At 44.9% G+C, this 23,913-nt stretch carries 23 protein-coding genes; 12 read left to right on the plus strand and 11 right to left on the minus strand.

Translation table 11 applies throughout. From position 1 onward, the window contains the following. Positions 1-254: 254 nt before the first annotated feature. From parC to EXT47_RS13465, 7 genes are all read right to left on the minus strand, one after another. Positions 255-2,558, minus strand: a complete 2,304-nt coding sequence (gene parC / locus EXT47_RS13435; protein WP_039494472.1) for a DNA topoisomerase IV subunit A — start codon at positions 2,556-2,558, stop codon at positions 255-257. An 8-nt stretch (positions 2,559-2,566) separates the two neighbouring features. Further along, positions 2,567-3,676, minus strand: coding sequence for a sorbosone dehydrogenase family protein (locus EXT47_RS13440; RefSeq protein WP_130126807.1), 1,110 nt, complete (start codon positions 3,674-3,676; stop codon positions 2,567-2,569). A gap of 1 nt (position 3,677) precedes the next feature. Continuing rightward, positions 3,678-5,567: a DNA topoisomerase IV subunit B gene (gene parE / locus EXT47_RS13445; RefSeq protein ID WP_095727170.1), complete on the minus strand. Its 1,890-nt coding sequence runs from the start codon at positions 5,565-5,567 to the stop codon at positions 3,678-3,680. Positions 5,568-5,644: 77 nt separating this feature from the next. Next, positions 5,645-6,208 carry a YqiA/YcfP family alpha/beta fold hydrolase gene (locus EXT47_RS13450; protein WP_045989149.1) on the minus strand — a complete coding sequence of 188 codons (564 nt, stop codon included), beginning with the start codon at positions 6,206-6,208 and terminating at the stop codon, positions 5,645-5,647. Next, positions 6,193-6,969, minus strand: coding sequence for a metallophosphoesterase (locus EXT47_RS13455; RefSeq protein WP_130126808.1), 777 nt, complete (start codon positions 6,967-6,969; stop codon positions 6,193-6,195). The genes EXT47_RS13450 and EXT47_RS13455 overlap by 16 nt, the downstream gene beginning before the upstream one ends. Beyond that, positions 6,956-7,411 carry a DUF1249 domain-containing protein gene (locus tag EXT47_RS13460; protein ID WP_039494466.1) on the minus strand — a complete coding sequence of 152 codons (456 nt, stop codon included), beginning with the start codon at positions 7,409-7,411 and terminating at the stop codon, positions 6,956-6,958. The genes EXT47_RS13455 and EXT47_RS13460 overlap by 14 nt, the downstream gene beginning before the upstream one ends. 22 nt (positions 7,412-7,433) lie before the next feature. Further along, positions 7,434-8,036, minus strand: a complete 603-nt coding sequence (locus EXT47_RS13465) for an NUDIX domain-containing protein (protein WP_039494465.1) — start codon at positions 8,034-8,036, stop codon at positions 7,434-7,436. A 247-nt stretch (positions 8,037-8,283) separates the two neighbouring features. Between EXT47_RS13465 and tolC the strand changes: the two genes are divergently transcribed. From tolC to EXT47_RS13480, 3 genes are all read left to right on the plus strand, one after another. Beyond that, positions 8,284-9,630: an outer membrane channel protein TolC gene (gene tolC, locus EXT47_RS13470; RefSeq protein ID WP_069020922.1), complete on the plus strand. Its 1,347-nt coding sequence runs from the start codon at positions 8,284-8,286 to the stop codon at positions 9,628-9,630. 105 nt (positions 9,631-9,735) lie between these two features. Continuing rightward, entirely contained in the window at positions 9,736-10,659 is a 924-nt protein-coding gene (gene lpxL / locus EXT47_RS13475; protein ID WP_130126809.1) for an LpxL/LpxP family Kdo(2)-lipid IV(A) lauroyl/palmitoleoyl acyltransferase, read from the plus strand. A 26-nt stretch (positions 10,660-10,685) separates the two neighbouring features. Continuing rightward, a complete protein-coding gene (locus EXT47_RS13480) occupies positions 10,686-11,294 on the plus strand; it encodes a TcpQ domain-containing protein (protein WP_128728608.1) in 609 nt (202 codons plus the stop codon). Here EXT47_RS13480 and glnE read toward each other — a convergent pair. Beyond that, complete coding sequence (gene glnE, locus EXT47_RS13485; RefSeq protein WP_130126810.1) at positions 11,291-14,086, minus strand: bifunctional [glutamate--ammonia ligase]-adenylyl-L-tyrosine phosphorylase/[glutamate--ammonia-ligase] adenylyltransferase; 2,796 nt, start codon at positions 14,084-14,086, stop codon at positions 11,291-11,293. The genes EXT47_RS13480 and glnE overlap by 4 nt on opposite strands. 79 nt (positions 14,087-14,165) lie before the next feature. On the opposite strand from glnE, the gene EXT47_RS13490 reads away from it, so the two are divergent. The 6 genes from EXT47_RS13490 (at position 14,166) to ruvX (ending at position 18,451) form a co-directional block, all read left to right on the plus strand. Further along, positions 14,166-15,059 carry a hypothetical protein gene (locus tag EXT47_RS13490; RefSeq protein WP_045989157.1) on the plus strand — a complete coding sequence of 298 codons (894 nt, stop codon included), beginning with the start codon at positions 14,166-14,168 and terminating at the stop codon, positions 15,057-15,059. 11 nt (positions 15,060-15,070) lie between these two features. Further along, a complete protein-coding gene (locus EXT47_RS13495; protein WP_039494456.1) occupies positions 15,071-15,568 on the plus strand; it encodes a hypothetical protein in 498 nt (165 codons plus the stop codon). 62 nt (positions 15,569-15,630) lie between these two features. Beyond that, positions 15,631-16,365 carry a 16S rRNA (uracil(1498)-N(3))-methyltransferase gene (gene rsmE, locus EXT47_RS13500; RefSeq protein ID WP_010379040.1) on the plus strand — a complete coding sequence of 245 codons (735 nt, stop codon included), beginning with the start codon at positions 15,631-15,633 and terminating at the stop codon, positions 16,363-16,365. Positions 16,366-16,422: 57 nt separating this feature from the next. Beyond that, positions 16,423-17,382 (plus strand): glutathione synthase, encoded by a 960-nt coding sequence (gshB, locus tag EXT47_RS13505; RefSeq protein WP_130126811.1) that lies wholly within the window; start codon positions 16,423-16,425, stop codon positions 17,380-17,382. Between the two features lie 19 nt (positions 17,383-17,401). Next, on the plus strand, positions 17,402-17,959 hold the full coding sequence (locus tag EXT47_RS13510) for a YqgE/AlgH family protein (RefSeq protein ID WP_130126812.1): 558 nt from the start codon (positions 17,402-17,404) through the stop codon (positions 17,957-17,959). Between the two features lie 42 nt (positions 17,960-18,001). Next, on the plus strand, positions 18,002-18,451 hold the full coding sequence (gene ruvX / locus EXT47_RS13515) for a Holliday junction resolvase RuvX (RefSeq protein WP_017217006.1): 450 nt from the start codon (positions 18,002-18,004) through the stop codon (positions 18,449-18,451). 316 nt (positions 18,452-18,767) lie between these two features. Here the strand turns inward: ruvX and EXT47_RS13520 are convergent, their stop codons facing one another. From EXT47_RS13520 to EXT47_RS13530, 3 genes are read right to left on the minus strand one after another with little or no spacing between them, the layout of a single operon-like run. Continuing rightward, a complete protein-coding gene (locus EXT47_RS13520) occupies positions 18,768-19,652 on the minus strand; it encodes a hypothetical protein (protein WP_130126813.1) in 885 nt (294 codons plus the stop codon). Further along, entirely contained in the window at positions 19,630-20,751 is a 1,122-nt protein-coding gene (locus EXT47_RS13525) for a PilT/PilU family type 4a pilus ATPase (protein ID WP_010607713.1), read from the minus strand. The genes EXT47_RS13520 and EXT47_RS13525 overlap by 23 nt, the downstream gene beginning before the upstream one ends. Positions 20,752-20,765: 14 nt before the next feature. Beyond that, complete coding sequence (locus EXT47_RS13530) at positions 20,766-21,812, minus strand: type IV pilus twitching motility protein PilT (RefSeq protein ID WP_130126814.1); 1,047 nt, start codon at positions 21,810-21,812, stop codon at positions 20,766-20,768. A 30-nt stretch (positions 21,813-21,842) separates the two neighbouring features. Here EXT47_RS13530 and EXT47_RS13535 point away from each other — a divergent pair, with 30 nt between their 5' ends. From EXT47_RS13535 to EXT47_RS13545, 3 genes are read left to right on the plus strand one after another with little or no spacing between them, the layout of a single operon-like run. Next, positions 21,843-22,526, plus strand: a complete 684-nt coding sequence (locus EXT47_RS13535) for a YggS family pyridoxal phosphate-dependent enzyme (RefSeq protein WP_130126815.1) — start codon at positions 21,843-21,845, stop codon at positions 22,524-22,526. A 13-nt stretch (positions 22,527-22,539) separates the two neighbouring features. Further along, positions 22,540-23,361, plus strand: a complete 822-nt coding sequence (proC, locus tag EXT47_RS13540) for a pyrroline-5-carboxylate reductase (RefSeq protein ID WP_039494449.1) — start codon at positions 22,540-22,542, stop codon at positions 23,359-23,361. 9 nt (positions 23,362-23,370) lie between these two features. Further along, positions 23,371-23,904: a YggT family protein gene (locus EXT47_RS13545; protein ID WP_010379021.1), complete on the plus strand. Its 534-nt coding sequence runs from the start codon at positions 23,371-23,373 to the stop codon at positions 23,902-23,904. Positions 23,905-23,913: the final 9 nt, after the last annotated feature.

The following is a 23,913-nucleotide window of genomic DNA, read 5'->3' on the forward strand; positions in this document are numbered from 1 at the left end:
CAAGAGCCCGGATATAAGCACGCAATCACACTAATAATGCTAAAAGTGGCTTGTACAATTGGAGGAGTCCATATAAGCGAGTTCACCTCGCGATGTTCTAAACTGCTAAAAGATCGCCGGGTGAACCGGCTCAGACACAAAGTTCAATGGGTGAACAGACACCTACACTGAGTGATTAATTTGGTGGCAGCGAGTTTACCTCGCGATGGTTTTCAAGAGATAAAAATAAGGCCGCGGTGGGCGGCCTGTATCGGTTATTCTTCGGTATCTACGCTAGCGTCATTGTCTTCTGGTGTCTCGACACCATTGTGCTCCAGATCATAGCTATCAACGCGCTGTAATCCGCGCGGTAACTTATTACCTCTGCGCCCTCGCTCGCCGTAATAGTGCTCTAAATCACTCGGCTTTAAGGTTAGCTTGCGCTTACCTGCATGTAAGGTAACAGAAACGCCTTCAGGTACTACCGCTAACACTTTGACAAACTCTTCGCGGCTTTGCACTTTCGCGCTAGGGATAGAGATAATCTTATTCCCCTTACCTTTACCAAGTTTAGGTAAATCACGTAATGGGAATAGCAGCATTCTGCCTTCGCTCGAAATCGCCATACACATATCGGTGGCAACATCGAATACCTGAATAGGTGCCATCAAATGCGCACCTTTTGGCACGCTAACAAACGCTTTACCATTTTTGTTTTTGCTCACCATATCAGCAAAGTCACTGATAAAACCGTAACCGCCATCGGTCGCCATCAGGTAAGTCGACTTCTCTTCGCCCATGACCACATGTTCAAAGTTACATCCTGACGCCAAGTTAAAGCGGCCCGTCATCGGTTCACCCTGACTCCGAGCTGAAGGTAAGCTATGCGCATCGGTTGCAAAGGCTCTCCCTGAGGTATCTAAGAACACCGCAGGCTGATTACTCTTACCTTTTGCAGAGGCTTTATAACTGTCTCCTGAGCGGTAGCTTAGCCCTTCGGCATCGATATCATGGCCCTTCGCAAAACGCGCCCAGCCTTTTTCAGATAGCACAACAGTTACAGACTCTGATGGGATCAAATCCTTTTCGCTAAGCGCTTTGGCTTCGCCACGCTCAACTACCGGTGAGCGTCTATCATCGCCATACAATTCAGCAGCTTCTTGGATTTCCTTTTTCATTAATGTCGACATGCGACGCTCAGAGCCTAAGGTTTTTTCCAATCCATCACGCTCTTTTTCAAGCTCATCCTGCTCACCACGGATCTTCATTTCTTCAAGCTTTGCAAGGTGGCGTAATTTCAGGTCTAGAATTGCTTCAGCCTGCTTATCTGAAAGACCAAAACGCGCTATCAACTCTTCTTTTGGTTTGTCTTCGTTGCGAATGATTTCGATGACTTCATCGATATTCAAAAATGCAATCATCAAACCTTCAAGAATATGCAAACGCGCAAGCACTTTGTCTAAACGATACTGCAAACGTCTACGCACCGTTTCACGACGGAATACTAACCACTCAGATAAAATCTGACGCAAGTCTTTAACTTGTGGACGCCCGTCTAAACCAATCATGTTGATGTTAACACGGTAGTTCTTTTCAAGATCCGTCGTGGCAAATAGGTGCGCCATTAATGGCTCGACCTTAACTCGATTTGAGCGCGGTACGATGACGATACGCGTCGGATTTTCATGATCCGATTCGTCACGTAAATCCGCTACCATAGGGAGTTTCTTCGCTGTCATTTGTGCCGCTATCTGCTCTAGCACCTTGGCACCCGAACATTGATGTGGCAACGCGGTGATCACCACTTCGCCTTGCTCTTCGGTGTACACAGCACGCATCTTGATTGAGCCACGACCTGTGGTGTAAAGCTTTTTGATCTCTTCTTGCGGCGTAATGATTTCCGCATCGGTTGGATAATCTGGCGCTTTGACCAATTCTAGAATTTCTTCTAGTTCGGTTTTAGGCTTATCCAATAACAAACAACAAGCTTCAGCAACTTCGCGTACGTTATGCGGCGGAATATCGGTTGCCATCCCCACCGCAATACCTGTCACCCCATTCAGCAGGATATGTGGTAAACGCGCGGGTAACACTTGTGGCTCATCTAAGGTGCCATCAAAGTTAGCGGTCCAATCAACCGTACCTTGACCAAGCTCTTTCAGCAGTACTTCTGAGAACTTAGATAAACGCGCCTCGGTATAACGCATCGCAGCAAATGATTTAGGATCATCCGCAGCACCCCAGTTACCTTGGCCATCCACCAGCGGATAGCGATAAGAAAACGGCTGCGCCATGAGTACCATGGCCTCATAACAAGCACTGTCGCCATGAGGGTGATATTTACCCAATACGTCACCGACGGTACGGGCAGATTTTTTGTATTTTGCTTGAGCAGACAAGCCCAGCTCACTCATCGCATATACAATACGACGTTGTACAGGCTTCAGGCCGTCACCAATATGTGGCAACGCCCTATCCATGATCACATACATGGAATAGTTCAGGTAGGCGTCTTCAGTAAAACGCCCCATCGGAAGTTGTTCAATGCCTTGCAAGGACAAGGCTTGAGGATCTGTCATGTTACACCTTACTTGTTGTTGTAGCTGATGCGATATATCGCATTGGCGTAATCATCGGAAACGAGCAGGCTACCGTCATCGAGCTCTGCAATTGCGGCTGGTCGACCATAGGTTGTTTCGTTTTCCATAAAGCCGGTAAGGAAAGGCTCATAGCCTCGAATTTGGCCATCTTGCACGTTTGCTCGCATTACTCGATAGCCCACTTTTTTGCTGCGGTTCCAAGAACCATGTTCAGCAACAAAAAGCTGATGCTTCATTGCCTTTGGAAATTGCTCGCCACGATAAAAGTGAATGCCCAGCGGTGCAACGTGCGCTTGTAGTGCAAGTGCTGGCATGGCGTAGTCAGTCACCGATTTACCCTCACCAAATTCAGGGTCTAGCACACTGCCGCCATGAACATACGGGAAGCCAAAATGCTGACCTATTTCGTCAACGCGGTTGATTTCACATGGTGGAATATCATCTCCCATCATGTCGCGACCGTTATCGCTAAACCATAACTTTCCGGTTACTGGGTGATAATCGAAACCCACTGAGTTACGCACACCTTTGGCAATCGTCGAAAGCTTTTTTGTCTCAAGATTTAGTGAAAATATACGGCCAAACTTAGGGTCTTCGGCACAAATATTACAAGGCACGCCAACAGGAATGATCAGTTCGCCTTCAGGCGATACTGTTAGGTACTTCCAGCCGTGGTGGCGTTTGTCAGGCAAATCATCAAACACCACTTCTTTTACCGGTGCCTTAAGGTTTTTTGCAATTTGCTTAAAACGCACAATACGCTCTACTTCAGCAACGTATAAGTCACCGTCTTTTAGAGCAATACCAGAGGGCATATTCAGCCCTTCAGCAACCAAGATTTTCTTGTCGGCTACGCCATCACGGTTATTGTCAATAAGTGCGTGAACTTTACCTGCTTTGCGAGAGCCAACATACACAGTGCCATCTTTGCCCACCGCCATTTGTCTTGCATTTTCAACATCTTTCGCAAAATAGCTCAGCTCATACCCTTTAGGTACTGAAAGGCGCGAAAGTATATCGTTTGCCAGCGCTGGTGAGCTTAATAACGCAACTGCCAGTGTCGTCGCTACCTTGGTCAATTTGCTATGTATTTTCATGTTAAACCTCTGCCTTATCTCCGTGCTGCTCAAGCCAAACTTTACGGTCGCCAGAGCGCTTTTTAGCTAACAGCATATCCATCATTTCGAGGGTTTGTTCAGGCTCATCTAATGTCAGCTGAACTAAACGTCTAGTATTTGGATCCATGGTGGTTTCACGCAATTGCAACGGGTTCATTTCACCCAACCCTTTAAAGCGCTGTACGTTGACTTTACCGCGTTTCTTTTCGGCCTCAATACGATCTAATATGCCCTTTTTCTCATCTTCATCAAGGGCGTAGTAAACTTCTTTACCAACATCAATACGAAATAGCGGCGGCATGGCAACAAAAACATGGCCCTTACGAACAAGCTCTGGGAAGTGCTTCACAAAGAGTGCGCATAATAAAGTTGCAATGTGAAGCCCGTCAGAATCCGCATCCGCGAGGATACATACTTTGCCATAGCGCAGGCCTGATAAATCTTCAGAGTCTGGGTCAATACCTAAGGCAACAGAAATATCATGTACTTCTTGCGAGGCTAAGATCTGTCCAGATTCCACTTCCCAAGTATTTAGGATTTTACCGCGCAGTGGCATGATTGCTTGAAACTCACGATCTCGTGCTTGTTTTGCCGAGCCACCTGCTGAGTCCCCTTCCACCAAAAAGATTTCTGAGCGTTCGGTTTCACTTCCAGAACAATCGGTTAATTTACCCGGTAAAGCTGGACCCGAAGTGACTTTTTTACGAACCACTTTTTTCGCAGCACGCAAACGTTTTTGCGCATTGCTGATACACAGCTCAGCAAGTAACTCTGCCGTTTCAGTGTGTTCGTTTAACCATAAACTAAAGGCGTCTTTGACAATGCCTGATACAAAGGTAGCGCACGAACGTGATGACAGCTTTTCTTTGGTTTGACCGGCAAATTGTGGATCTTGCATTTTAACCGACAAGACATAACTACAACGGTCCCAAACATCATCAGGCGTCAGTTTAACGCCACGCGGGATCAGGTTTCTGAATTCACAAAACTCACGCATCGCTTCAAGTAAGCCTTGGCGTAACCCATTTACATGAGTTCCGCCTTGTGCCGTTGGAATAAGGTTTACGTAGCTTTCAGCGATGGATTCGCCGCCCTCTGGCAACCAATGAAGCGCCCAATCAACCCCTTCGGTTGAGCCACTGAAACTGCCTGTAAATGGGGATTTCGGCAGCACTTCATAGCCTTCAGCGCTGTCTTTTAGGTAATCCTCAAGACCTGCCTCGTAGTGCCATTCTTGCGTTTCTTTCGTCTGTTTATTTACAAAACGAATTCTAAGCCCAGGACACAATACAGCCTTGGCTTTGAGCAAGTGGTTTAACTTAGTAATTGAGAAGTTAGCTGAGTCAAAATAACTCGCGTCGGGCCAAAAGTGTACTGAGGTGCCGGTATTACGCTTACCAACACTGCCGGTCACTCTTAAGTCTTCGACTTTATCGCCGTTTTCAAATGCCATTTCATAGATTTGCGCATCGCGTTTAACGGTAATTTCGACTCGAGTCGACAACGCATTAACAACCGATATACCCACCCCATGTAGACCACCGGAGAACTGGTAGTTTTTATTGGAAAACTTGCCCCCAGCATGAAGTTTGGTCAAGATCAATTCAACCCCAGGCACGCCCTCTTCTGGGTGAATGTCCACTGGCATTCCTCGACCGTCGTCGATGACTTCAAAGGAGTTATCTTCGTGCAAGATCACGTCAATCTTGGTGGCATGTCCGGCTAAGGCTTCATCGACACTGTTATCGATAACCTCTTGACCTAAATGATTAGGTCTGGTGGTATCGGTATACATGCCAGGACGGCGCTTAACTGGCTCTAAGCCATTGAGTACCTCAATAGCTTCGGCATTATAGTTTTGCTGACTCATAGGCTAGTTCTAGTTATCTTTTTATCCGCTAGTATATGCACAACGTACAGTTTTGAGCAGAGCTTTGTGCATAAATTCTAATTTTTGATAGTTAAAAATTTGGTGATGGTGTCAAAATAGCGTGGAAATTCAACAAAGCTATGATCCCCACCAAACTCAATAATTTGACGACAATGGCTATAATAACGCACCGCCTCTTCAAAAGGCAGCACCTCGTCGCCCGTTTGTTGCAATAATAGCAAGTTTTCTGGATTACTAAGCTGCTCGACATACATGGATTTTAACGCATCAATATGCTCATGCTGCAGCTCATAATGACAATCCTGATAAGGATTGTATTGTGGTCCAAGGTAGTCATTTAATAATGAAAAAGGCCTAACTGCAGGGTTTATCACCACTGCTTTACAGCCAAGGTGTTGCGAAAAATAGGTGGCGTAATAGCCGCCTAACGAGCTACCTAATAACACAGTATCAGAATCAATGACGCTATCCAACTGTGCCAATGCGACTCTCGGATCATAATGCAGCCTTGGGACAAAGTATGGCGTTTGTTTATCCATCATATATTCACCAAATGCCGTTGCTTTATAGGATAGCTCTGAGCTATTAAAGCCGTGTATATAAACTACTTTCCGAGCCATTTTACCTCTGTTGTTATAGCGCTTTTACTAAATACGATGACACGATAAGCGGGACCCAAATCAGACTGACACCAGTCCTTTGTGTGCTTTTCAAATTGGATTGATGTTGCAGGCGTCGCATAGATAGGCAAAGTGCGAAATTGTTGTTGATATTCATTGTGCACATGACCATGAAATAGCCCTAAGACTTGCTCTGAGTCCACCAGCAAGTTTAACAGTGCAGGACCATTTTCGAGCATATGTTTATCTAAATAGCCATCTATCGGCCTAGGATGGTGGTGAGCAAAAACAATCGTATTGTCGTTGATACTATTGTTAAGCTTGTTTTTGAGCATCTCTAAATGTGACTTAGCGCACCATCCGGCGGGTGTTTCACCTTTTGAGTTTAACAGTAGCACCTGACCAAATGGACCTGAGATGCGCTTATGACGAACGATTTGCCCAGCACTTATTTCTTCAAGTAACGCTAGCTCGTCGTGGTTACCCGGCACCCAAAGCACAGGGCATTGCAACTCACTCTCACTCACTAAACGGGCAAACTCATGATAAGAAGCCGCACTGTGATCTTGTGTTAAATCACCGCCAAACACCACACAATCAAAATGCTCTTTTGCCATCGCGGCGAGAGTGCGTTCAAGGTTAGCGGCGGTATTTACCGCAAAATATTCCCCAGAGGGCATGGCAAACAAATGACAATCCGTAAAATGGCCAATACGAATTTGCGCTTTATCGAATTGCAGCTCAAGATCAAACCAAGCCATTGTTTACATCCCAGTTTAAATGTACGCGGCCTTTTTCTAAACACACCATAAGCCAATCAGCTAAAAACGCATTTATTTGATACTTTTCATCTTTTTGGTGCATATCAGGATTTGGGTAACCATAGGATGGCTTTATTCGACGATGATAATCACGGTGAATTACTTCAGCCACTTTAGCATCATGGTAGAGGCGCACAGACAACGAAAAGTGTGGCAGATGGGCGCTTATCGTCGCCATCTGCTCGATGTGAATGTCCGTTGTGTATTTACTGACCCCAGCGACGCTCAAACAGTAGCGTGCAGAGGCTAAGTCAATCACTCGGCTTTCGCCGACCACTTCTTCAGGTAGCAATTTTAGCGCCCGTAAATAATTACGTTCGCACAGCGTGATGTAACGGGGCAGAGATTGAATATACTGCTTTGAACTCAGCACTTGTGACAAAAATACGACTCCTAAACTGCTTCTATATCCGCGCTTTATTTAATGCCAACCATTGTAGACTAATAACAGTGGCAGCGTTATCGATTTCCTCATTATCAAGGCGTGCAAGGGCTTCATCAAGTGGCATCACATGCACTTTAATGTCTTCACCTTCTTCAGCCAATCCATAAACCCCACCCGCTTCAGATAAATCAGCAAGCGCTAAATACAGATATAGTCGCTCTGTTGTACCACCTGGACTTGATAAATAAGAGCGCATATAAATGAGCTTATCAAGCTCAAGTCCAGCTTCTTCTTTAGCTTCTTTTCTTGCTACACTCTCATAATCTTCGCTCCCTTCTGCCATTCCTGCAATGCATTCCAAAAGCCAAGGAGAGTGTTTTGAAGCCAACGCCCCTATGCGAATTTGCTCAATAAGCAACACGCTGTCTGTAACAGGATCGTACGGCAATATTGCAACCGCATGACCACGCTCTAATATCTCGCGAGTTATCGGCTCTGATACCCCACCATTAAATAAGGCGTGAGTAAATTGGTACTTGTGAATGGTGAAAAAACCATTGAAGATTGTTTCTGTTGAAGAAACATTGACGTCGACTTTGTTGAACTGACTCAAAGGTTTCATAAAATAATCCTGTATTTTTTAATAGCAACGGTTTAAAAGCTAACCAATCGCCCTTATAGTAGGGTCATACCTGAATAAGTAAACGAAGTCGTTTACCTTTAACTTTTTCCACTTTACAATACCCAAGTGGTATTAATATATTCTGTTACACTTGTTGGCGATGTTTTACGCATTTGGTCTTTAATTGGGCCGCAAAAACAGGGTAACATGCTGACAGTATAAAAATTGTCTAAGGACTGAGCGAAAAATGAAAAAAACTCTACTATCATTAGTTGTTGGGTTGTCGTGCGCACTTTCAAGCAGCCTGTCCCACGCGGAAGACCTACTGCAAGTATACGACATTGCAACGGCTAACGATCCTACCGTATTAAAGGCTAAAGCGCAGGCTGATGCGCAAAAATATGCACAAGACCAAGCGTTAGGCGTATTGCTACCTCAGCTTGGCTTTCAAATGAGTTACACAGACGTAAACTCTGAAGGTCCATCGAGCCAGCAAAATGACTCGACAGGCTACACCATGTTTGAGTCTGACACTGACACCTTTCAGCGTTCAATCTCTCTAAGCCAGACCATTTTTGATATGGCATCTTGGCAGGGTCTTTCAATTGCAGAAAAACGTGCAATGCAAGCATCGACTCAATATGAGCAGCAAAAGCAAACTTTGATTGTCCGTATTGCTGAAGGTTACTTTAATGTGCTAAGCGCATTAGATAGCCTAGAGTTTGTACAAGCCGAGAAGCGCGCTATTGAACGTCAACTAGAGCAGACAAAACAGCGCTACGAAGTAGGTTTGACTGCAATTACAGACGTGCATGAAGCAAGAGCGCAATTTGACCGTGCAGTTGCAGACGAAATCATAGCAGGTAATGCGGTTGAAACAGCACGTGAAACATTACGTACAATTACGGGTAAGTATCACGCTAAGCTAGATAAGTTAAATACTGAAACCTTCTCAACAGTTAAGCCTACGCAAAATACCAATGATTTTATCGAGATTGCAAAAGCGAAGAACTTAGACCTTCAAGTTGCAAAATCTGCGGTAGACATCGCAAAAGATCAAATTGATTTAGCAAACGCGGGGCACTACCCAACACTAAACTTAAACGCCTCTTATTCTGATTCTCTAGCTGACAGTGCTGGTAGTCAACACGCACCACGTAGCGACAGAACTTCAGTAGGTTTAACGTTAGACGTACCAATTTACACAGGTGGCCGTACGGTTGCAGCAACCGACCAAGCTCGCGCAAACTTTGTTGCTAGCAGCGAAGATATGGAAGCGGCAATGCGCAACATGACACGTTCAGTGATCACGTCTTATAATCAAGTGGTTTCAGACGTTGCAACTTACCGTGCGCTAGAGCAAGCGGTTGTTTCAGCAGAAAGTGCGTTACAAGCAACTGAAGCGGGCTTTGATGTAGGTACTCGTACTATCGTGGACGTACTCGTAAGTACGCAAAACCTGTATAATGCGAAACGTAACTTAGCTGATATTCGTTATCGCTATGTACTTTCGTCGCTGCGTTTAAAACAAGCTGCAGGTACACTATCTCGTACCGATCTTGAAGCAATCAACCAAGGTTTAATTGAAGGCTAAGTACTTCGATTATCACCTCTGAAAAGGCCAGCTATGCTGGCTTTTTGTATTTTTACAGCAATATAGATAAACTAGCCGCTTCAATTAAGTCTTAGGTATATTACTTTGGTTACTCACTCACCTTTCAAATGGTCATTCTTAGCACCTAAATTTTGGCTAACTTGGCTTGGTGTTTTCGCCCTGTATTTAATCTCATGGCTCCCGCAAGGTGTTCAATTTGCACTGGGTAGAAGCCTTGGACGTCTAGTCCATAAATATATGAAACGTCGCCGTCATATTGCTGATGTCAATTTGAAACTTTGCTTTCCACACCTAAGTGAAGCAGAACACAAAGCTATGCTACTAAAAAATATGGAAAACACCGGCATAGCAACACTTGAAACGGGGATGGCATGGTGGTGGCCAAAGTGGCGCATCAATCAGGTGGTGGGCTCGATTAAAGGGCTAGAGCATATTGAAGCCGTGCAAAAACAAGGAAAAGGGGTACTTATGCTGGTCCCCCATATGTTGCATCTTGAAATGGCAAGCCGAGTGCTAGGCACAAAAATGCAAGGTGTTGGCTTTTATCGCCCACACAATAATCCACTTATGGAGTTTTTTATGACCCGTGGGAGACTGCGCTCAAATGAGTATCTAGTCACCAAGCGAGACGTTAAAGGGTTATTGAAAACGCTCTCGAGCAAACGCGTTTGTTATTACCTTCCGGATCAAGATTATGGCCGCAAACGCTGCGAATTTGCCCCTTTCTTTGCGGTTCCTGATGCTGCAACAACAACTGGTACTTTATTATTTTCTGCTAGCAAAAAGGCTGAGACTTTAAGCTTACACTGTACGAGAGACGCAAAAGGGATGTATCATTTAGACATACAACCTATTTTAGAATCATTCCCAAGTGGCAATGATCTTGCGGATGTGACTCGCGTCAACGAGAGAATGGAGCAAGCAATCAATTGTGCGCCGGATCAATATATGTGGGTGCATCGTCGCTTTAAAACGCGACCTGATGAAAAGGCACCTTCGTTTTATTAGGGCCTAGAGTCTTGGAGTAGTTTGAAATGGCTAAGAAGAAAAAAAATAAATTATCGTCAATCTGGTTTTGGACTAAACACCTATCACTAGGTGTGTTACTCATTTGGGCTGCCTACTATTTTCTTTTTGGTGCCTCTAAAGACATGAACTTTAGGGAAACCACCAATGTTGCAGCGCAAGGCCTGTCGCAATTTTACGAAAGCTTTAGAAATAGCATGAGCAATCGTGATACTGATCGTGAAAAGTACGTTATCACGCTCGGCAAGCCCACCTATCCGCTTGATGACGCACTCGCGCAAAGAGCGCTTGCTGTTAAGCCATCTAACCCTAAATGGACCGGTGAAAAACAACCAAGACGCTTTGATACAGGCGATACTTTAAAAGATGTGCTTACCAAGCAAGCCAAAGAAGAAGGTGTGGAACTGTTCTGGTATCTAGAGCGTGATTATGTGGTGAAATACAACTTCCGTCTTGATACTGACTTTATTACGGCTCTTTACCAAGTTGGAACGGCGATAAACGACGACTTTGAATTTCAAGTCTATACTTTTTTCTGCCCGCGAGAGCGCGCCGCGGTTATCACCGAAAACCCACCAATCTATGTACGTGAAAACTGCCGTAAGCTAGCGGGTTAAGCCAGTACCCGCAGCCAAATTTGAACGACTTGTTGAGCGTGTTGGTCAAATGCTTCACGCTCCACAACTCTACCTAATTGATTTAAGCTATTAAAATGGTATTGATCTCTAAACAAACAATATGCAGAGATTAAGTGCTTCATTTCATCCCCATCAATCACTTCAACTTCACCCGCTTGCTCTAAAATACGTATATTATCTGGATAAGTACAAAGTGCTGGATACTGACTGCTATATCGCAACACAATGTACTGACTGATAAATTCAATATCCGTCATGCCGCCAATTCCCTGCTTTAAGTCAATGTGACTGTCACTATCTTGGTTAAGATGGGCTCGCATTTTTTCACGCATATTGCGAACATCTTCCGCTAGTTTAGGCACGTCTCGCTGCTGCATTAGTATTGCATGGCGTATTTCATCAAATCGTACGGCCATTTTCGGCTCACCTAACACCATACGAGCTCTCACTAGCGCCTGATGCTCCCATGTCCAAGCTTGTTCTAACTGGTATTGGTAAAAACTTTCTAGATTGATAGCGAGTAAGCCCGAGTTTCCTTCAGGGCGAAGTCGAGTATCTAATTCGTAAAGCATGCCAGAGAGCGTTTTGGTATTGAACAAATGCATTAAACGCTGTGCCAGCTTCATATAAAACTGTCTTGAAGAGATAGGTTTATCACCCTGAGTTTGGCTTTCTCCGTCACGATTATGCACAAACACTAAGTCTAGATCTGAGTTGTAACCGAGCTCATACCCCCCCGCCTTACCATACGCTATTACAGCAAAGCCTTTTTCTTCTATTGTTGCACCTTCAGGCGCACCAAAACGCGCCACCATATGCCCCCAGGCAATATCGACGGCCTTTGCGATAATCGCCTCAGCAAGCGCAGTTAAGTGATCGCTCACCTTCATAATATCCAACACGCCAGTGGCGTCTGCAGCCGCAACTTTTAGCTGATGCGTTTGTTTAAATTGTCGCAGCGCTTCCATCTGTAGCTCAACATCTTGCTCATCTATACGCAAAAATGCTTGCTGGATCTCGTTTTTATAGGCCGTTAATGGCAAAGGTTTATAGAGAGTTTGCGGGTCGATAAGCTCATCAAGAAGGATCGGGTATTTCGCAATATGCTCAGCAATCCATGCGCTATGACAACAAAGTTTGATAAGTTGAGTCAACGCACCGTGATTTTCATACAGTAGCTCCAAATATGCTGTACGAGAAGCCACTTTATTGATCACACTGAGCACGCGAGCGAGCGCCGGCTCCATGTTTTGTTTACTGAGCTCTCGTAGCAAGGCTGGCATTAATTTGTCGAGAATATCGCGACCACGAGTGCCCGCCTGCTTTTTACTTAGCCCTTGTTTAAACTCCATCAAGTCAGTTTGCCAAGTCTCAAAACACGGCGCAGCTCGGCACTGGCCCAGCTGAGCAATTTCTCCCGTTTGCCACGCATAAACTGCGCTATCGTCTTCATCTAATTCTTCTTCAGGCGGTTCACCAATGACTTGACTAAACTCAGCCCGGATATGCTGCGTCACAACCTTTAGCATTTGCTCGACTTCGGCGTAATCGTTACATTGCAATAAGTAGCTCAGGCGCAGGCAGTCTAAGTTGTTGTCGGGTAAAGTTTGCGTTTGTTTGTCGTCAAATGCTTGTAGATATTGCTCAACTTTACGCAGAACTAAATAGTTCTCATGCAGACGGTTTTTGACCTCGATAGGGACAATTTCAAGCGTTTCAAGCTCTTCTAATGCCTGTAACAATGAAGGGGTTTGTAATGGCGTTTCGCGACCGCCGCGTATCAGTTGCAAAGCCTGCACAATAAACTCTACTTCTCGAATGCCACCAGCGCCCAGCTTTATGTTATTCGTTAAGCCTTTGCGTCTCACCTCTTGGGCAATCATGTTTTTCATCTTTCGCAGTGAATCTATCACAGAAAAGTCGATATAACGGCGATAGACGAACGGCCGGATTAAGTCGTAAAACTCTTGCCAATACAGCGACGGTTCACCAATTGGCCGCGCCTTTAACATCGCATAGCGCTCCCATTCTCGACCTTGATCTTGGTAATAATCTTCCATCGCGGCATAGCTCATCACCAAAGGACCACTGTCCCCAAATGGTCTTAAACGCATATCGACTCTAAATACTTGGCCATCAATGGTAACTTGATTAAGTGCTGAAATAAGTTTTTGTGCCACTCGAGTGTAAAATACTTGCGCCTCAATGCTACGCCGACCACCTGATGTGTCGACACTTCTTGGATAGGCAAAGATCAAATCGATATCAGAGGAAAAATTCAGCTCCTTACCGCCAAGCTTTCCCATGCCCAATACCGTCATGGGTATCGAGTTATTAGCCTCATCTTTTGGTGAGCCTGATTGCGCTTCTACGCTTAAGTACGCCCATTGATAAGCATTTGAAATCAAGGTATCGGACAGCTGCGAAACGTAGCGGATGCTGTCATCAATCTCATTGCCTGCAACCAAATCCAGCCACATCACTTTAAGCCAATACTTTAAGCGATAGTGACGCAGCTGCTGCCAAGCTTGTTTTTCTTCAACTAATGGCGCGGCAAAGTCAAACACATCAGGGCAGTCGCGCATTTGCATCTGCGTATCATCGAGCAGCCAAGCTCCCCACTCAGGAAATCGTGCAAGTGTACGCTCGGCAAAGTCACTCAACGCCAGTAACCGTGCTAGTTTGGGCTCCATCGGCGCATCACCATAAATCATTTGGTAACGCTCTTGAGCAAGCGTATTCAGCGCTGCTTGAACAAACAATTCCGACATAAAAAACTCCACGGTAGACTGGCTCTCTTTGTGAGCAGTGTTATAGTAACTCTATCTAAAACACAACCTTACACTGAGTATGAGTTATTTGTCTTTAAACAATATCAACTTTTTAGCGATTTTGATTTGCTTTGTCATTGTCTGCGGTTTGACTATTTTGCTGCGTTTAATGATCCAGCGTAGCGCCAACAATCTTCTGGATGACGAGCTCGCACAACGTGACAACTTTGCACTTGGGATCAGCTATGCCAGTCAAGTGACGATGCTGTGTGTTTGTGTTGCATATTTATTCAATGATTTAGGTGTAGTGAGAGCGCAGGCACACCCTCTGCAAGTGGCCTTACATATTGGGTTGATTATTGCCTTTGTATACTTCGGCCAATGGATCCATCGCAAATGGATTTTGTATCAGTTTGACGAAGAAGAAGCGATTTTAAAGCAAAATATCTGCGCCGCGATGGTGGACTCAGGCATGTTACTCGGTAACACCATATTGGTGCTTGGTTTATATCATTGGGTGCATCCGAAAGGCTGGAGCGATCTATTAGTCGTAGCCCTTGGCTTTATGCTATTGCAACTGCTTTATACGCTAGATAGTAAAATCAGAGAAAGTCGCTTTGCCAAGTTTAACCAAGGGGCTTCTTTACAACAAAATTTTAATCTCAGAAACACTTCGATTGGTATTCGTTATGCGGGCAAATCCATCGGCCTCTCTTTAGCCATGTATGCGGGACTGCACAGCGCTCCCTACCATGGTGCAAAAGTGGTAGAAAACTTGTTTTCGGTTGTCATGCATTGCGGTGTAATGTGGCTTTTTCTTTACATTGGTAGCTACGTCTTACTGCATTTATCCTTACCTAAGGTCAATATTGGCCTAGAGGTAGACCACCAAGATAACGTTGGCATCGCATGTCTGGAGTTTGCGGTTTTCTGCTCCATAGGCTATTTACTTATTAACTTGTTTTCGGTGTAACGCAATACTGCATGAATGCTTTAAGTGATGGATTTTTACTGGTAGATAGCAATTGGGATTTTAGCCAAGAACTCGTCGAGCATTTGCAAAACGTGCGCTCTAGCCAAGCCAGTAATATTATTATCGCAGGTGACAACACCAAACAAATGCTCAAGATGATGTTTAAAGAGCAAATAAAAGACTACTGTTATTGTGACTTTGACAATGAAATTAGCGTTTCTGAACTTGCCAGCTATTTGCATCGTCACCATAACATTCATGCCGTGCTGCTCTATTCTCTGGACTATCATTTAGCCACCGAGGAGCAGCGCTTTATTTTTGATTCTCTTCACCCCCATCGGTTTTTAATCGAACAATCCCCGCAAGGTTTTCAGATCACTAAACTGCACTCACAAGCATTAATCAATCACTTATCTTGTCATCCGGATACCGCCGGCCTCCCTGACCCTGACTTGATGCTTGCCAAGCTCACCGGATTACTATGCGGTAAAGCTAAAGTGGCAGGATGATGTAGACTAACCGTGCGCGAGCGCTTACCATTGCCACAAAACAGCAACTGAATAATTGAATTATGCGTATTCCACATATTTATCAAGACTCGCCTTTGGCCATTGGTGTGCCAGTTACTTTGGATGATGACGCCGCAGGACACATAGGCCGAGTACTTAGAATGACAACCAAAGATAAAGTCAGCCTGTTCAACGGACAAGGCGGCGAGTACCTATGTCAATTAAGTGAAGTTGGGAAAAAGAAAGTTGTTGCTGTACCTGAATCATTTGAAGACAAAAATGTAGAATCTCCTCTTGCCATACATCTTGGGCAAGGGATTTCTCGCGGTGATAAAATGGACTTCACTATTCAAAAGTCGGTAGAGCTGGGTGTGAGCGAAATTACCCCTTTGTTTACCACTCGCTGCGGCGTTAAATTAAGTGGTGAGCGTCTAGCAAAAAAACACCAGCAATGGCAAAAAATAGCAATTGCCGCGGCCGAGCAATCCGGACGTAATACCATCACTGTTATTCACCCGCCGATGGAGTTGTCTGAGTGGCTGGCACAGCAAAGCGACGAGTTAAAAATCACACTACATCCTCGCGCCGAACATTCAATAAAAACACTGCCGTATACCCAGTCTGGGATCCGCTTTTTAGTGGGCCCTGAGGGCGGCTTTACCGATGAAGAGCTCGACGCCACCGCTCAACAGCGGTTTGTTGATGTCCGTTTAGGCCCACGTGTACTACGTACAGAAACCGCAGCGCTCACGGTACTGAGCGCACTACAGCTGCAATTTGGCGATTTAGCACTTTAAATACACAGAGCAACCCCCATATCATGGGTTAACTCAGCAAGCGCAATGGGAGCGTCTATGACGATTAAATTAGGGATCATTTCCGATCCAATCAGTGGCTTTAACATTAAAAAAGACACCGGGTTTGCCATGATGCTGGCGGCACAGCAGCGCGGCTATGAATTGTATTACATGGAAATGAATGACCTTTTCTTGTACCAAGGCGTTGCCAAAGCGACCGCAGCAAAAGCGCAGGTATTTGACGATACTTCCCATTGGTATGAACTAGCTGAGAAACAAGAAATCGATTTAGGCGACCTTGACGTTATTTTAATGCGTAAAGATCCGCCTTTTGATACTGAATATATTTACGCCACTTATATTCTTGAGCGCGCTGAACTTGCGGGATCGCTTGTAGTAAATAAGCCACAAAGCCTGCGCGACGCCAATGAAAAGCTCTTTACTGCGTGGTTTAGTGAACATACTCCAGATACTTTAGTTACGCGTAATCAATCACAAATTCGCGAGTTTTTAGCTAAACATGGCGATATCATTCTCAAGCCTTTAGATGGGATGGGCGGCGCGTCTATTTTTAGAGTGAAACAAGATGACGCAAATATTGGCGTGATCTGCGAAACGCTTACCGAGCATGGTTCTCGCTATGCGATGGCGCAAAACTATATCCCAGCCATTAAAGACGGTGATAAGCGCGTGTTAGTGGTAGACGGTGAAGTGATACCGTACTGCTTAGCTCGCATCCCACAAGGCGGGGAAACTCGTGGTAATCTCGCGGCAGGTGGCCGTGGTGAAGCAAGACCTATTAGCGAATCGGACCGGAAAATTGCCGAAGCCATTGCCCCAACGTTGAAGGCAAAGGGCCTGATATTCGTTGGCCTAGATATCATTGGCGATAAACTTACCGAAATCAATGTCACCGCACCAACCTGCGTGAAAGAAATTGAAGCGGCGTATGACATTTCAATTATGGATAAGTTTTATGATGCGATCGAGCGAAAACTCGACCATACTAAAAACTAACCATTAAGGGGGTCTGGTTATGAAATCACTCGCTAATCACTTTTTAGTGGCAATGCCCAGCATGGACGACCCTTTTTTCAATCATACGGTAACCTATCTTTGTGAACACAGCGAAGATGGCGCGATGGGGTTGGTCGTAAACCACCCTATCGATATCACCGTGGGCGAATTGCTTGATCAAATTGATATCGATAACGACAAATCTAGCCAAGCGGCTAAGGTAAATATTTACGCCGGTGGGCCTGTTCATACCGATAGAGGCTTTGTATTACATACACCAAAACTTGGTTACGCCTCAAGCCAAGAGCTTAGCTCTGAGATTATGATCACCACATCAAAAGATGTCTTAGCTTCTTTAACATCATCACACTCTCCCGAAGGGTTTATCATCACCTTGGGCTACGCCGGATGGGTAAGTGGTCAACTTGAGGAAGAGCTGAAAGAAAACACTTGGTTAGTCGTTGAGGCTGACCCCGAAATCATATTTAATACGCCACCCGAAAAGCGTTGGGAAAAAGCAGTGCAAATGCTTGGTATCGACGTTGCACAATTAAGCTCGCAAGCGGGTCATGCGTAACTAGCCTGTCATTTTGAGCTTAGGTTAATAAACGAAGTATTCATGGAAAACAAAAAAGAGAAAGTGCCTAAAGGTAAACGTAGCGTCATCGGGTTTGACTTTGGCACTAAAAGTATCGGCTTGGCTATCGGCCAAGAAATCACTGCAACCGCATCAAGTTTAGGTGCTGTAAAGGCAAATGATGGTATTCCAAATTGGGATGACATCGCCGTATTTATTAACGAATGGCAACCTGATTTATTAGTGGTTGGTCTACCGCTGAATATGGATGGTACCAATCAAGATTTAACATTCAGAGCAAAAAAGTTTGCCAACCGCCTGCATAACCACTTCCGCTTGCCGGTAGAAACACAAGATGAACGTTTGACGACAGCTGACGCCAGAGCACGCTTATTCGAACAAGGTGGCTATAAGAACCTTGCCAAAGGTAAGGTAGATGGTATGTCTGCTTGTATCATTCTTGAAAGCTACTTTGAAGCAATGTGGGAATAGCCCGACTAACTCTTGGGCCTGTTGAGCTTTATGGCTTTATTTTCCACCAAGTGAATTGATATTTATGCACGGCATAGTCGGTGTAGTGATAACACACTAAAAATATCAATCTAGCGCCGACCTTTAATATCAAAAATTCAGTACTGATATTAAAGGTACGGCTAACTGTCTGTAAAAGCCCATAATATTTAGCGAACTCTCAACGCTTTCAATCACCAGCAGTAAGGCAACTCTTATTCCCCTAAACACTATGGTGAAATCGCTATTTTTGTACACCTAGCAAAGCAACTCTAGCCGCGAGTAGGCGTATAAATGACTAGCGAAGCTCCTGTGCAGGGTTTACGACTTGGTACTTCTTCAAATCAGGTATTAACCCTGCTTGCTGATATGCGCTAGTGATCCGGCCTTGCTCACGTAGTATTGCAAGGCCTTTTTGTAATGCAGCAAACGCTCGTTCACCTTCAGGGTGAAGCCGAGACACCGCAAAATGTCTGCTGTCGTTTAACAGCACGACTAGATGCTCATTAGCAATGAGCTCAACATCTTCCAAAACAAAGCGATTATCTAGCTTCGGCATAAGCGGCATCAACATGAAGTCGACCCAACCTTTGCTCACCATACGCGCTTGTGACATCCAATCTGGTTCAGCATGAAGCTGTTTAAGCGGAAGTGACTCCAAGGTCTGCCAATCGGTCTGCCACTTAGGGTTCGATACCGAAGTTAGCTGGGTGAGCCCTTGCTCCGCTTGTAGCTGCTTTACTTTTTGATTATCTATCCCGTGATAAATACCAGCAAAATACTGACCTTTTTGAATAACCGGCTCACTGATAAAAAGCAGCCGACCTTTATTTTCAAGGTCTGCTTTCCAATAACTATCAAAGTGAAGTAGTTGTTCCCCTTTTTCAAGCAAATTGGATTCACGAAAACTGACAAAGCCTGGTGTAAAAATAAATACTTTGTCGAAGCCACCTTTTTGCAAGGCTTGCTGTGCTATCACCATATCGACAACATCACGGCGTAAATACTGGCCACTAAAATCGGTAATTTTTGTGACGTCGCGTTCACCAACAAAACGTTGATAATCAGCGAGGACATCATCTCTAATAAAAACATTAAGTGCTTCGCTGGCATTAAGTACACCAGCAAAGCTCAGCACAAAAGCGAATAGGTAGCTGCGTTTAGTTCTTCGAATCCAACCCATCTACCGTAACCCCTTGTAGGAAGCCCGCACCTTTTTGTTCATTATTTTGCAGCTTGATCATCAAGCGCAGATCGTTTGGCGAGTCAGCATGATGTAGTGCGTCGGCATAGTTGATCCGCTGCTGCTTATAAAGCTCAAACAACGCTTGATCAAAGGTTTGCATGCCCATGTCTTTCGATTTTGCCATTGCCTCTTTAATCGAGCCAATATCGCCTTTTTTAATAAGCTCGGCAACGAGTGGGGAATTCAGTAGTACTTCAATGGCTGCTTCTCGACCTTCACCTTTTGAAGAAGGCACTAGTTGTTGCGCCACAATAGCGCGCAAGTTCAGCGCCAAATCGTACTTCAGTTTATCGTGCTTTTCTTTGGGGACTAAGTGCATGATACGGTCGATGGCTTGGTTAGCATTATTGGCGTGTAAGGTTGCAACGCATAAATGCCCCGTTTCAGCAAAGCTCAGTGCATACTCCATGGTTTCTTGCGAGCGAATTTCACCAATTAAAATAACATCTGGCGCTTGGCGTAATGAACTTTTTAAGGCAGATTCAAAACTGTCAGTATCAATGCCCACTTCACGCTGAGTAATGATGCTTTTTTGGTGTTGATGCACAAATTCGATGGGATCTTCAATGGTCAAAATATGGCCACGTTGGTTACGATTGCGATAACCGAGCAGTGCAGCAAGCGAGGTTGACTTACCCGTGCCCGTACCACCTACAAATAACACCAAGCCACGTTTGGACATGATCACATCGGTCAGTACCGACGGCAAACCTAGCTCATTGACATCGGGAATCGCGGTAACGATACGGCGAATAACCATACCCGCACAATCCCGTTGCCAAAATGCAGAAACACGAAAACGCCCGATATCATTGGCAATCGCAAAGTTACACTCTTTAGTGTTAAAGAATTCTTGCTTTTGCTTGTCGCTCATAATCGAGGTAACAAGATTCAGTGACTGCTCGGCATCTAAGCTTTCTTCACTTAACGCTCTAAGTTCGCCATCGATTTTGGCGCTCACCGCAAGCCCTGCCGAAACGAACAAGTCGGATGCTTGCTGATTGGCCATCGTTTGCAAAAATGGTTCTATATTCATCGCTACACCACTACTTAATAGCCGCTATTAAACTGATTTTTGTCATGCGCTTTTGCACGCGCATCTTGCTGTGTGATCAAACCACGGTTTAATAAATTTGTAAGGCATTGATCCATGGTTTGCATACCGTGCATTGCACCGGTTTGAATTGCCGAATACATCTGTGCAATCTTGTCTTCACGAATAAGGTTACGAATAGCAGGGATCCCGAGCATGATTTCATGCGCTGCTATGCGCCCGCCGCCAACTTTTTTCACCAGTGTTTGTGAAATCACCGCTTGTAGCGACTCTGACAGCATAGAACGCACCATGTCTTTTTCTTCACCTGGGAACACATCCACAATACGGTCGATGGTTTTAGGTGCTGAGGTAGTATGCAAAGTACCAAATACTAAGTGACCTGTTTCCGCGGCAGTTAGCGCTAAACGAATGGTCTCAAGATCACGTAATTCACCAACTAAAATAACGTCTGGGTCTTCACGGAGTGCACTTCTCAGCGCCGCGTTAAAGCTGTGCGTATCTCTATGTACTTCACGTTGGTTAATAAGGCTTTGCTTGTTGTCGTGAACAAATTCAATCGGGTCTTCGATGGTTAGAATATGGTGATGTTTGTTGTTATTAATATAATCCACCATCGCAGCCAGCGTGGTTGATTTACCAGAGCCTGTCGGGCCGGTTACCAATACTAAGCCACGTGGGTTGTCGGAAATTTTGGTAAAAATGTCTGGTGCCCCCAAATCATCTAAGCTCAGCACTTGATTTGGAATGGTACGGAACACCGCAGCAGGACCACGATTTGAATTAAAGGCGTTAACACGAAAACGCGCCAGATTTGGTACTTCGAACGAGAAATCTACCTCAAGGTTTTGCTCATAGTCACGACGTTGATTATCATTCATAATATCGTAGATGAGGCTGCTGACGTCTTTTACTTCTAACGGCGGAATATTCACCCGGCGTACGTCCCCGTCAACACGGATCATAGGGGAAACACCTGAAGAAAGGTGTAAGTCAGATGCTTTGTGTTGAACACTAAAAGCCAATAATTCTGTAATATCCATTTATAACTCCACAATGAGCACTAGTACTATATGGTTACAATAGCAGAACGCTTAGATAACGCCTACGGCAGGATAGAAAAAGCCAAGCAAAACTGTCAATTCAGCGAAACAGTACAATTACTCGCGGTTTCTAAAACCAAACCTATCGCCGATATTGAGGCTGCGATTGCGGCAGGTCAAACCCAATTCGGTGAATCTTACGTACAAGAAGCGGTTGATAAAGTTACCTATTTTAAACAAAACAAAGCGCTTGAATGGCACTTTATTGGTCCAATCCAGTCCAATAAATCAAGATTAGTCGCCGAAAACTTCCATTGGGTACAAAGCGTGGATAGAGAGAAAATCGCACGCAGGCTAAATGAGCAAAGACCAACAAACTTAAAGCCACTCAAGGTGCTGTTGCAGGTCAATATTAGCGGTGATGACAACAAATCAGGTTGTCATCCCGATGAGGTTGATACGCTGGCGCAGTTTATTAATGACTGTCGTCAATTGGAGCTTCGTGGCTTGATGACTATCACAGAACAAACCGATGATAAACAAAAGCAATTACAATATTTCCAGCAAATGCGCGCTTGCTTTGATAGACTAAAGGACCAATATCAACAGCTAGATACCTTATCGATGGGAATGAGTGGCGATTTAGACACTGCGATTGCAGCAGGCTCCACTATGGTTCGCATTGGTACTGATATTTTTGGCAAACGACAGTGAGGTGAATAACACAATGTCAAACAAGACAATTGCATTTATTGGAACGGGAAATATGAGCTATGCCATTATCGGTGGCATGATCAAAAGTGGCTTTGACGCGCAGTCTATTATTGCCACCAACCGCAATGCAGAGAAACTTGCCAAAGTCGCAGAGCAATTATCGGTAAGAACAACACAAGATAATCTAGAAGCAGTCGCCGCGGCTGACGTCATTGTCTTGTCTGTAAAACCACAGATGATGGCCGAGCTGTGTCAGACCTTTCAAGATGCAGATATTGATATTAGCAATAAACTGTTTATCTCTGTCGCCGCCGGAATTACCGTTGCACGACTGAGAGAAATGCTCGGCCAACCGGTAAAAATGGTGCGCTGTATGCCTAACACGCCATCACTGCTTGGGCGCGGTGTATCTGGCCTGTATGGCGTAGATATCAGCGATGAAGAAAAAGACTATGTTGAGCAAGTATTTTCATCCACGGGTATTGCCCTGTGGCTTGATGAAGAGTCGAAAATCAACGACGTTATTGCGGTAACCGGTTCGTCTCCAGCGTATTTCTTCTTATTTATGGAAGCCATTGAAGAAAAAGCTAAAGCCCTAGGTTTTAGTCCTGAGGAAGCCAGAAAGCTTGTGCAGCAAACTGCGCTAGGTGCGGCTGAAATGGCATTATCGCAACCAGAAATTAGCATCGCTCAGCTACGCGCTAACGTCACCTCTAAAGGTGGCACAACCCACGCAGCCGTTGAGCATTTAAAAGCACAGCAATTACCAAAAACCGTAGCGGACGCGATGGATGCATGTATCGCGCGCGCTGAAGCAATGGAAAAAGAAATCTAAAGGTGACCAATGAATGCCATGCAATTTTTAGTCGGGATCGTATTTGATCTATTTTTAATGGTCGTATTACTACGATTCTGGTTGCAGCTTGTCAAAGCGGACTTTTATAACCCGCTAAGCCAAGCGGTTGTTAAAGCAACCTCTTTTGCCGTGAACCCACTGAGAAAAATCATTCCGGGTGTGGGCGGTTTAGATCTTGCCTCTTTGGTGCTGGCATTCATTATTGGTTTTGCCAAAATGGCGACGCTGATGGCGTTATTCGGTGGTTACTTTGACGCTTTAGGCGCGCTGATTGGTGGCGCTATTACGGTAGTAAAAGAAGCATTTAGTTTGGTGTTCTGGATCCTTATTATTCGCGCCATTTTAAGTTGGGTAGCGCAAGGCTACAATCCAGTTGCCGCCGTATTCGAGCAATTAACAGAGCCGATGCTAAGACCTATTCGCAAGGTTATCCCACCGCTAGGCGGACTGGACTTATCTATTTTAGTCCTAATTATCGGCATGCAATTTTTGCAGATCCTAATGATGGATTTACTGAGATAGGAGCATCCC

The sequence above is a fragment of the Pseudoalteromonas sp. CO342X genome (assembly GCF_004208915.1).
In the GTDB taxonomy this organism is placed as follows: domain Bacteria; phylum Pseudomonadota; class Gammaproteobacteria; order Enterobacterales; family Alteromonadaceae; genus Pseudoalteromonas; species Pseudoalteromonas maricaloris.

Excerpts from the sequence above, each read along its gene's own strand:
- ruvX (WP_017217006.1), top strand. The coding sequence starts at position 18,002 with ATGGAAAACAAAAAAGAGAAAGTGCCTAAAGGTAAACGTAGCGTCATC.
- proC (WP_039494449.1), top strand. The coding sequence starts at position 22,540 with ATGTCAAACAAGACAATTGCATTTATTGGAACGGGAAATATGAGCTAT.
- EXT47_RS13455 (WP_130126808.1), bottom strand. The coding sequence starts at position 6,969 with ATGGCTTGGTTTGATCTTGAGCTGCAATTCGATAAAGCGCAAATTCGT.
- EXT47_RS13530 (WP_130126814.1), bottom strand. The coding sequence starts at position 21,812 with ATGGATATTACAGAATTATTGGCTTTTAGTGTTCAACACAAAGCATCT.
- rsmE (WP_010379040.1), top strand. The coding sequence starts at position 15,631 with ATGCGTATTCCACATATTTATCAAGACTCGCCTTTGGCCATTGGTGTG.
- tolC (WP_069020922.1), top strand. The coding sequence starts at position 8,284 with ATGAAAAAAACTCTACTATCATTAGTTGTTGGGTTGTCGTGCGCACTT.
- gshB (WP_130126811.1), top strand. The coding sequence starts at position 16,423 with ATGACGATTAAATTAGGGATCATTTCCGATCCAATCAGTGGCTTTAAC.
- parC (WP_039494472.1), bottom strand. The coding sequence starts at position 2,558 with ATGACAGATCCTCAAGCCTTGTCCTTGCAAGGCATTGAACAACTTCCG.
- EXT47_RS13490 (WP_045989157.1), top strand. The coding sequence starts at position 14,166 with ATGAGTTATTTGTCTTTAAACAATATCAACTTTTTAGCGATTTTGATT.
- EXT47_RS13465 (WP_039494465.1), bottom strand. The coding sequence starts at position 8,036 with ATGAAACCTTTGAGTCAGTTCAACAAAGTCGACGTCAATGTTTCTTCA.
- EXT47_RS13495 (WP_039494456.1), top strand. The coding sequence starts at position 15,071 with ATGAATGCTTTAAGTGATGGATTTTTACTGGTAGATAGCAATTGGGAT.
- EXT47_RS13525 (WP_010607713.1), bottom strand. The coding sequence starts at position 20,751 with ATGAATATAGAACCATTTTTGCAAACGATGGCCAATCAGCAAGCATCC.
- EXT47_RS13545 (WP_010379021.1), top strand. The coding sequence starts at position 23,371 with ATGAATGCCATGCAATTTTTAGTCGGGATCGTATTTGATCTATTTTTA.
- EXT47_RS13440 (WP_130126807.1), bottom strand. The coding sequence starts at position 3,676 with ATGAAAATACATAGCAAATTGACCAAGGTAGCGACGACACTGGCAGTT.
- EXT47_RS13535 (WP_130126815.1), top strand. The coding sequence starts at position 21,843 with ATGGTTACAATAGCAGAACGCTTAGATAACGCCTACGGCAGGATAGAA.
- EXT47_RS13510 (WP_130126812.1), top strand. The coding sequence starts at position 17,402 with ATGAAATCACTCGCTAATCACTTTTTAGTGGCAATGCCCAGCATGGAC.
- parE (WP_095727170.1), bottom strand. The coding sequence starts at position 5,567 with ATGAGTCAGCAAAACTATAATGCCGAAGCTATTGAGGTACTCAATGGC.
- EXT47_RS13480 (WP_128728608.1), top strand. The coding sequence starts at position 10,686 with ATGGCTAAGAAGAAAAAAAATAAATTATCGTCAATCTGGTTTTGGACT.
- EXT47_RS13450 (WP_045989149.1), bottom strand. The coding sequence starts at position 6,208 with ATGGCTCGGAAAGTAGTTTATATACACGGCTTTAATAGCTCAGAGCTA.
- EXT47_RS13520 (WP_130126813.1), bottom strand. The coding sequence starts at position 19,652 with ATGGGTTGGATTCGAAGAACTAAACGCAGCTACCTATTCGCTTTTGTG.
- glnE (WP_130126810.1), bottom strand. The coding sequence starts at position 14,086 with ATGTCGGAATTGTTTGTTCAAGCAGCGCTGAATACGCTTGCTCAAGAG.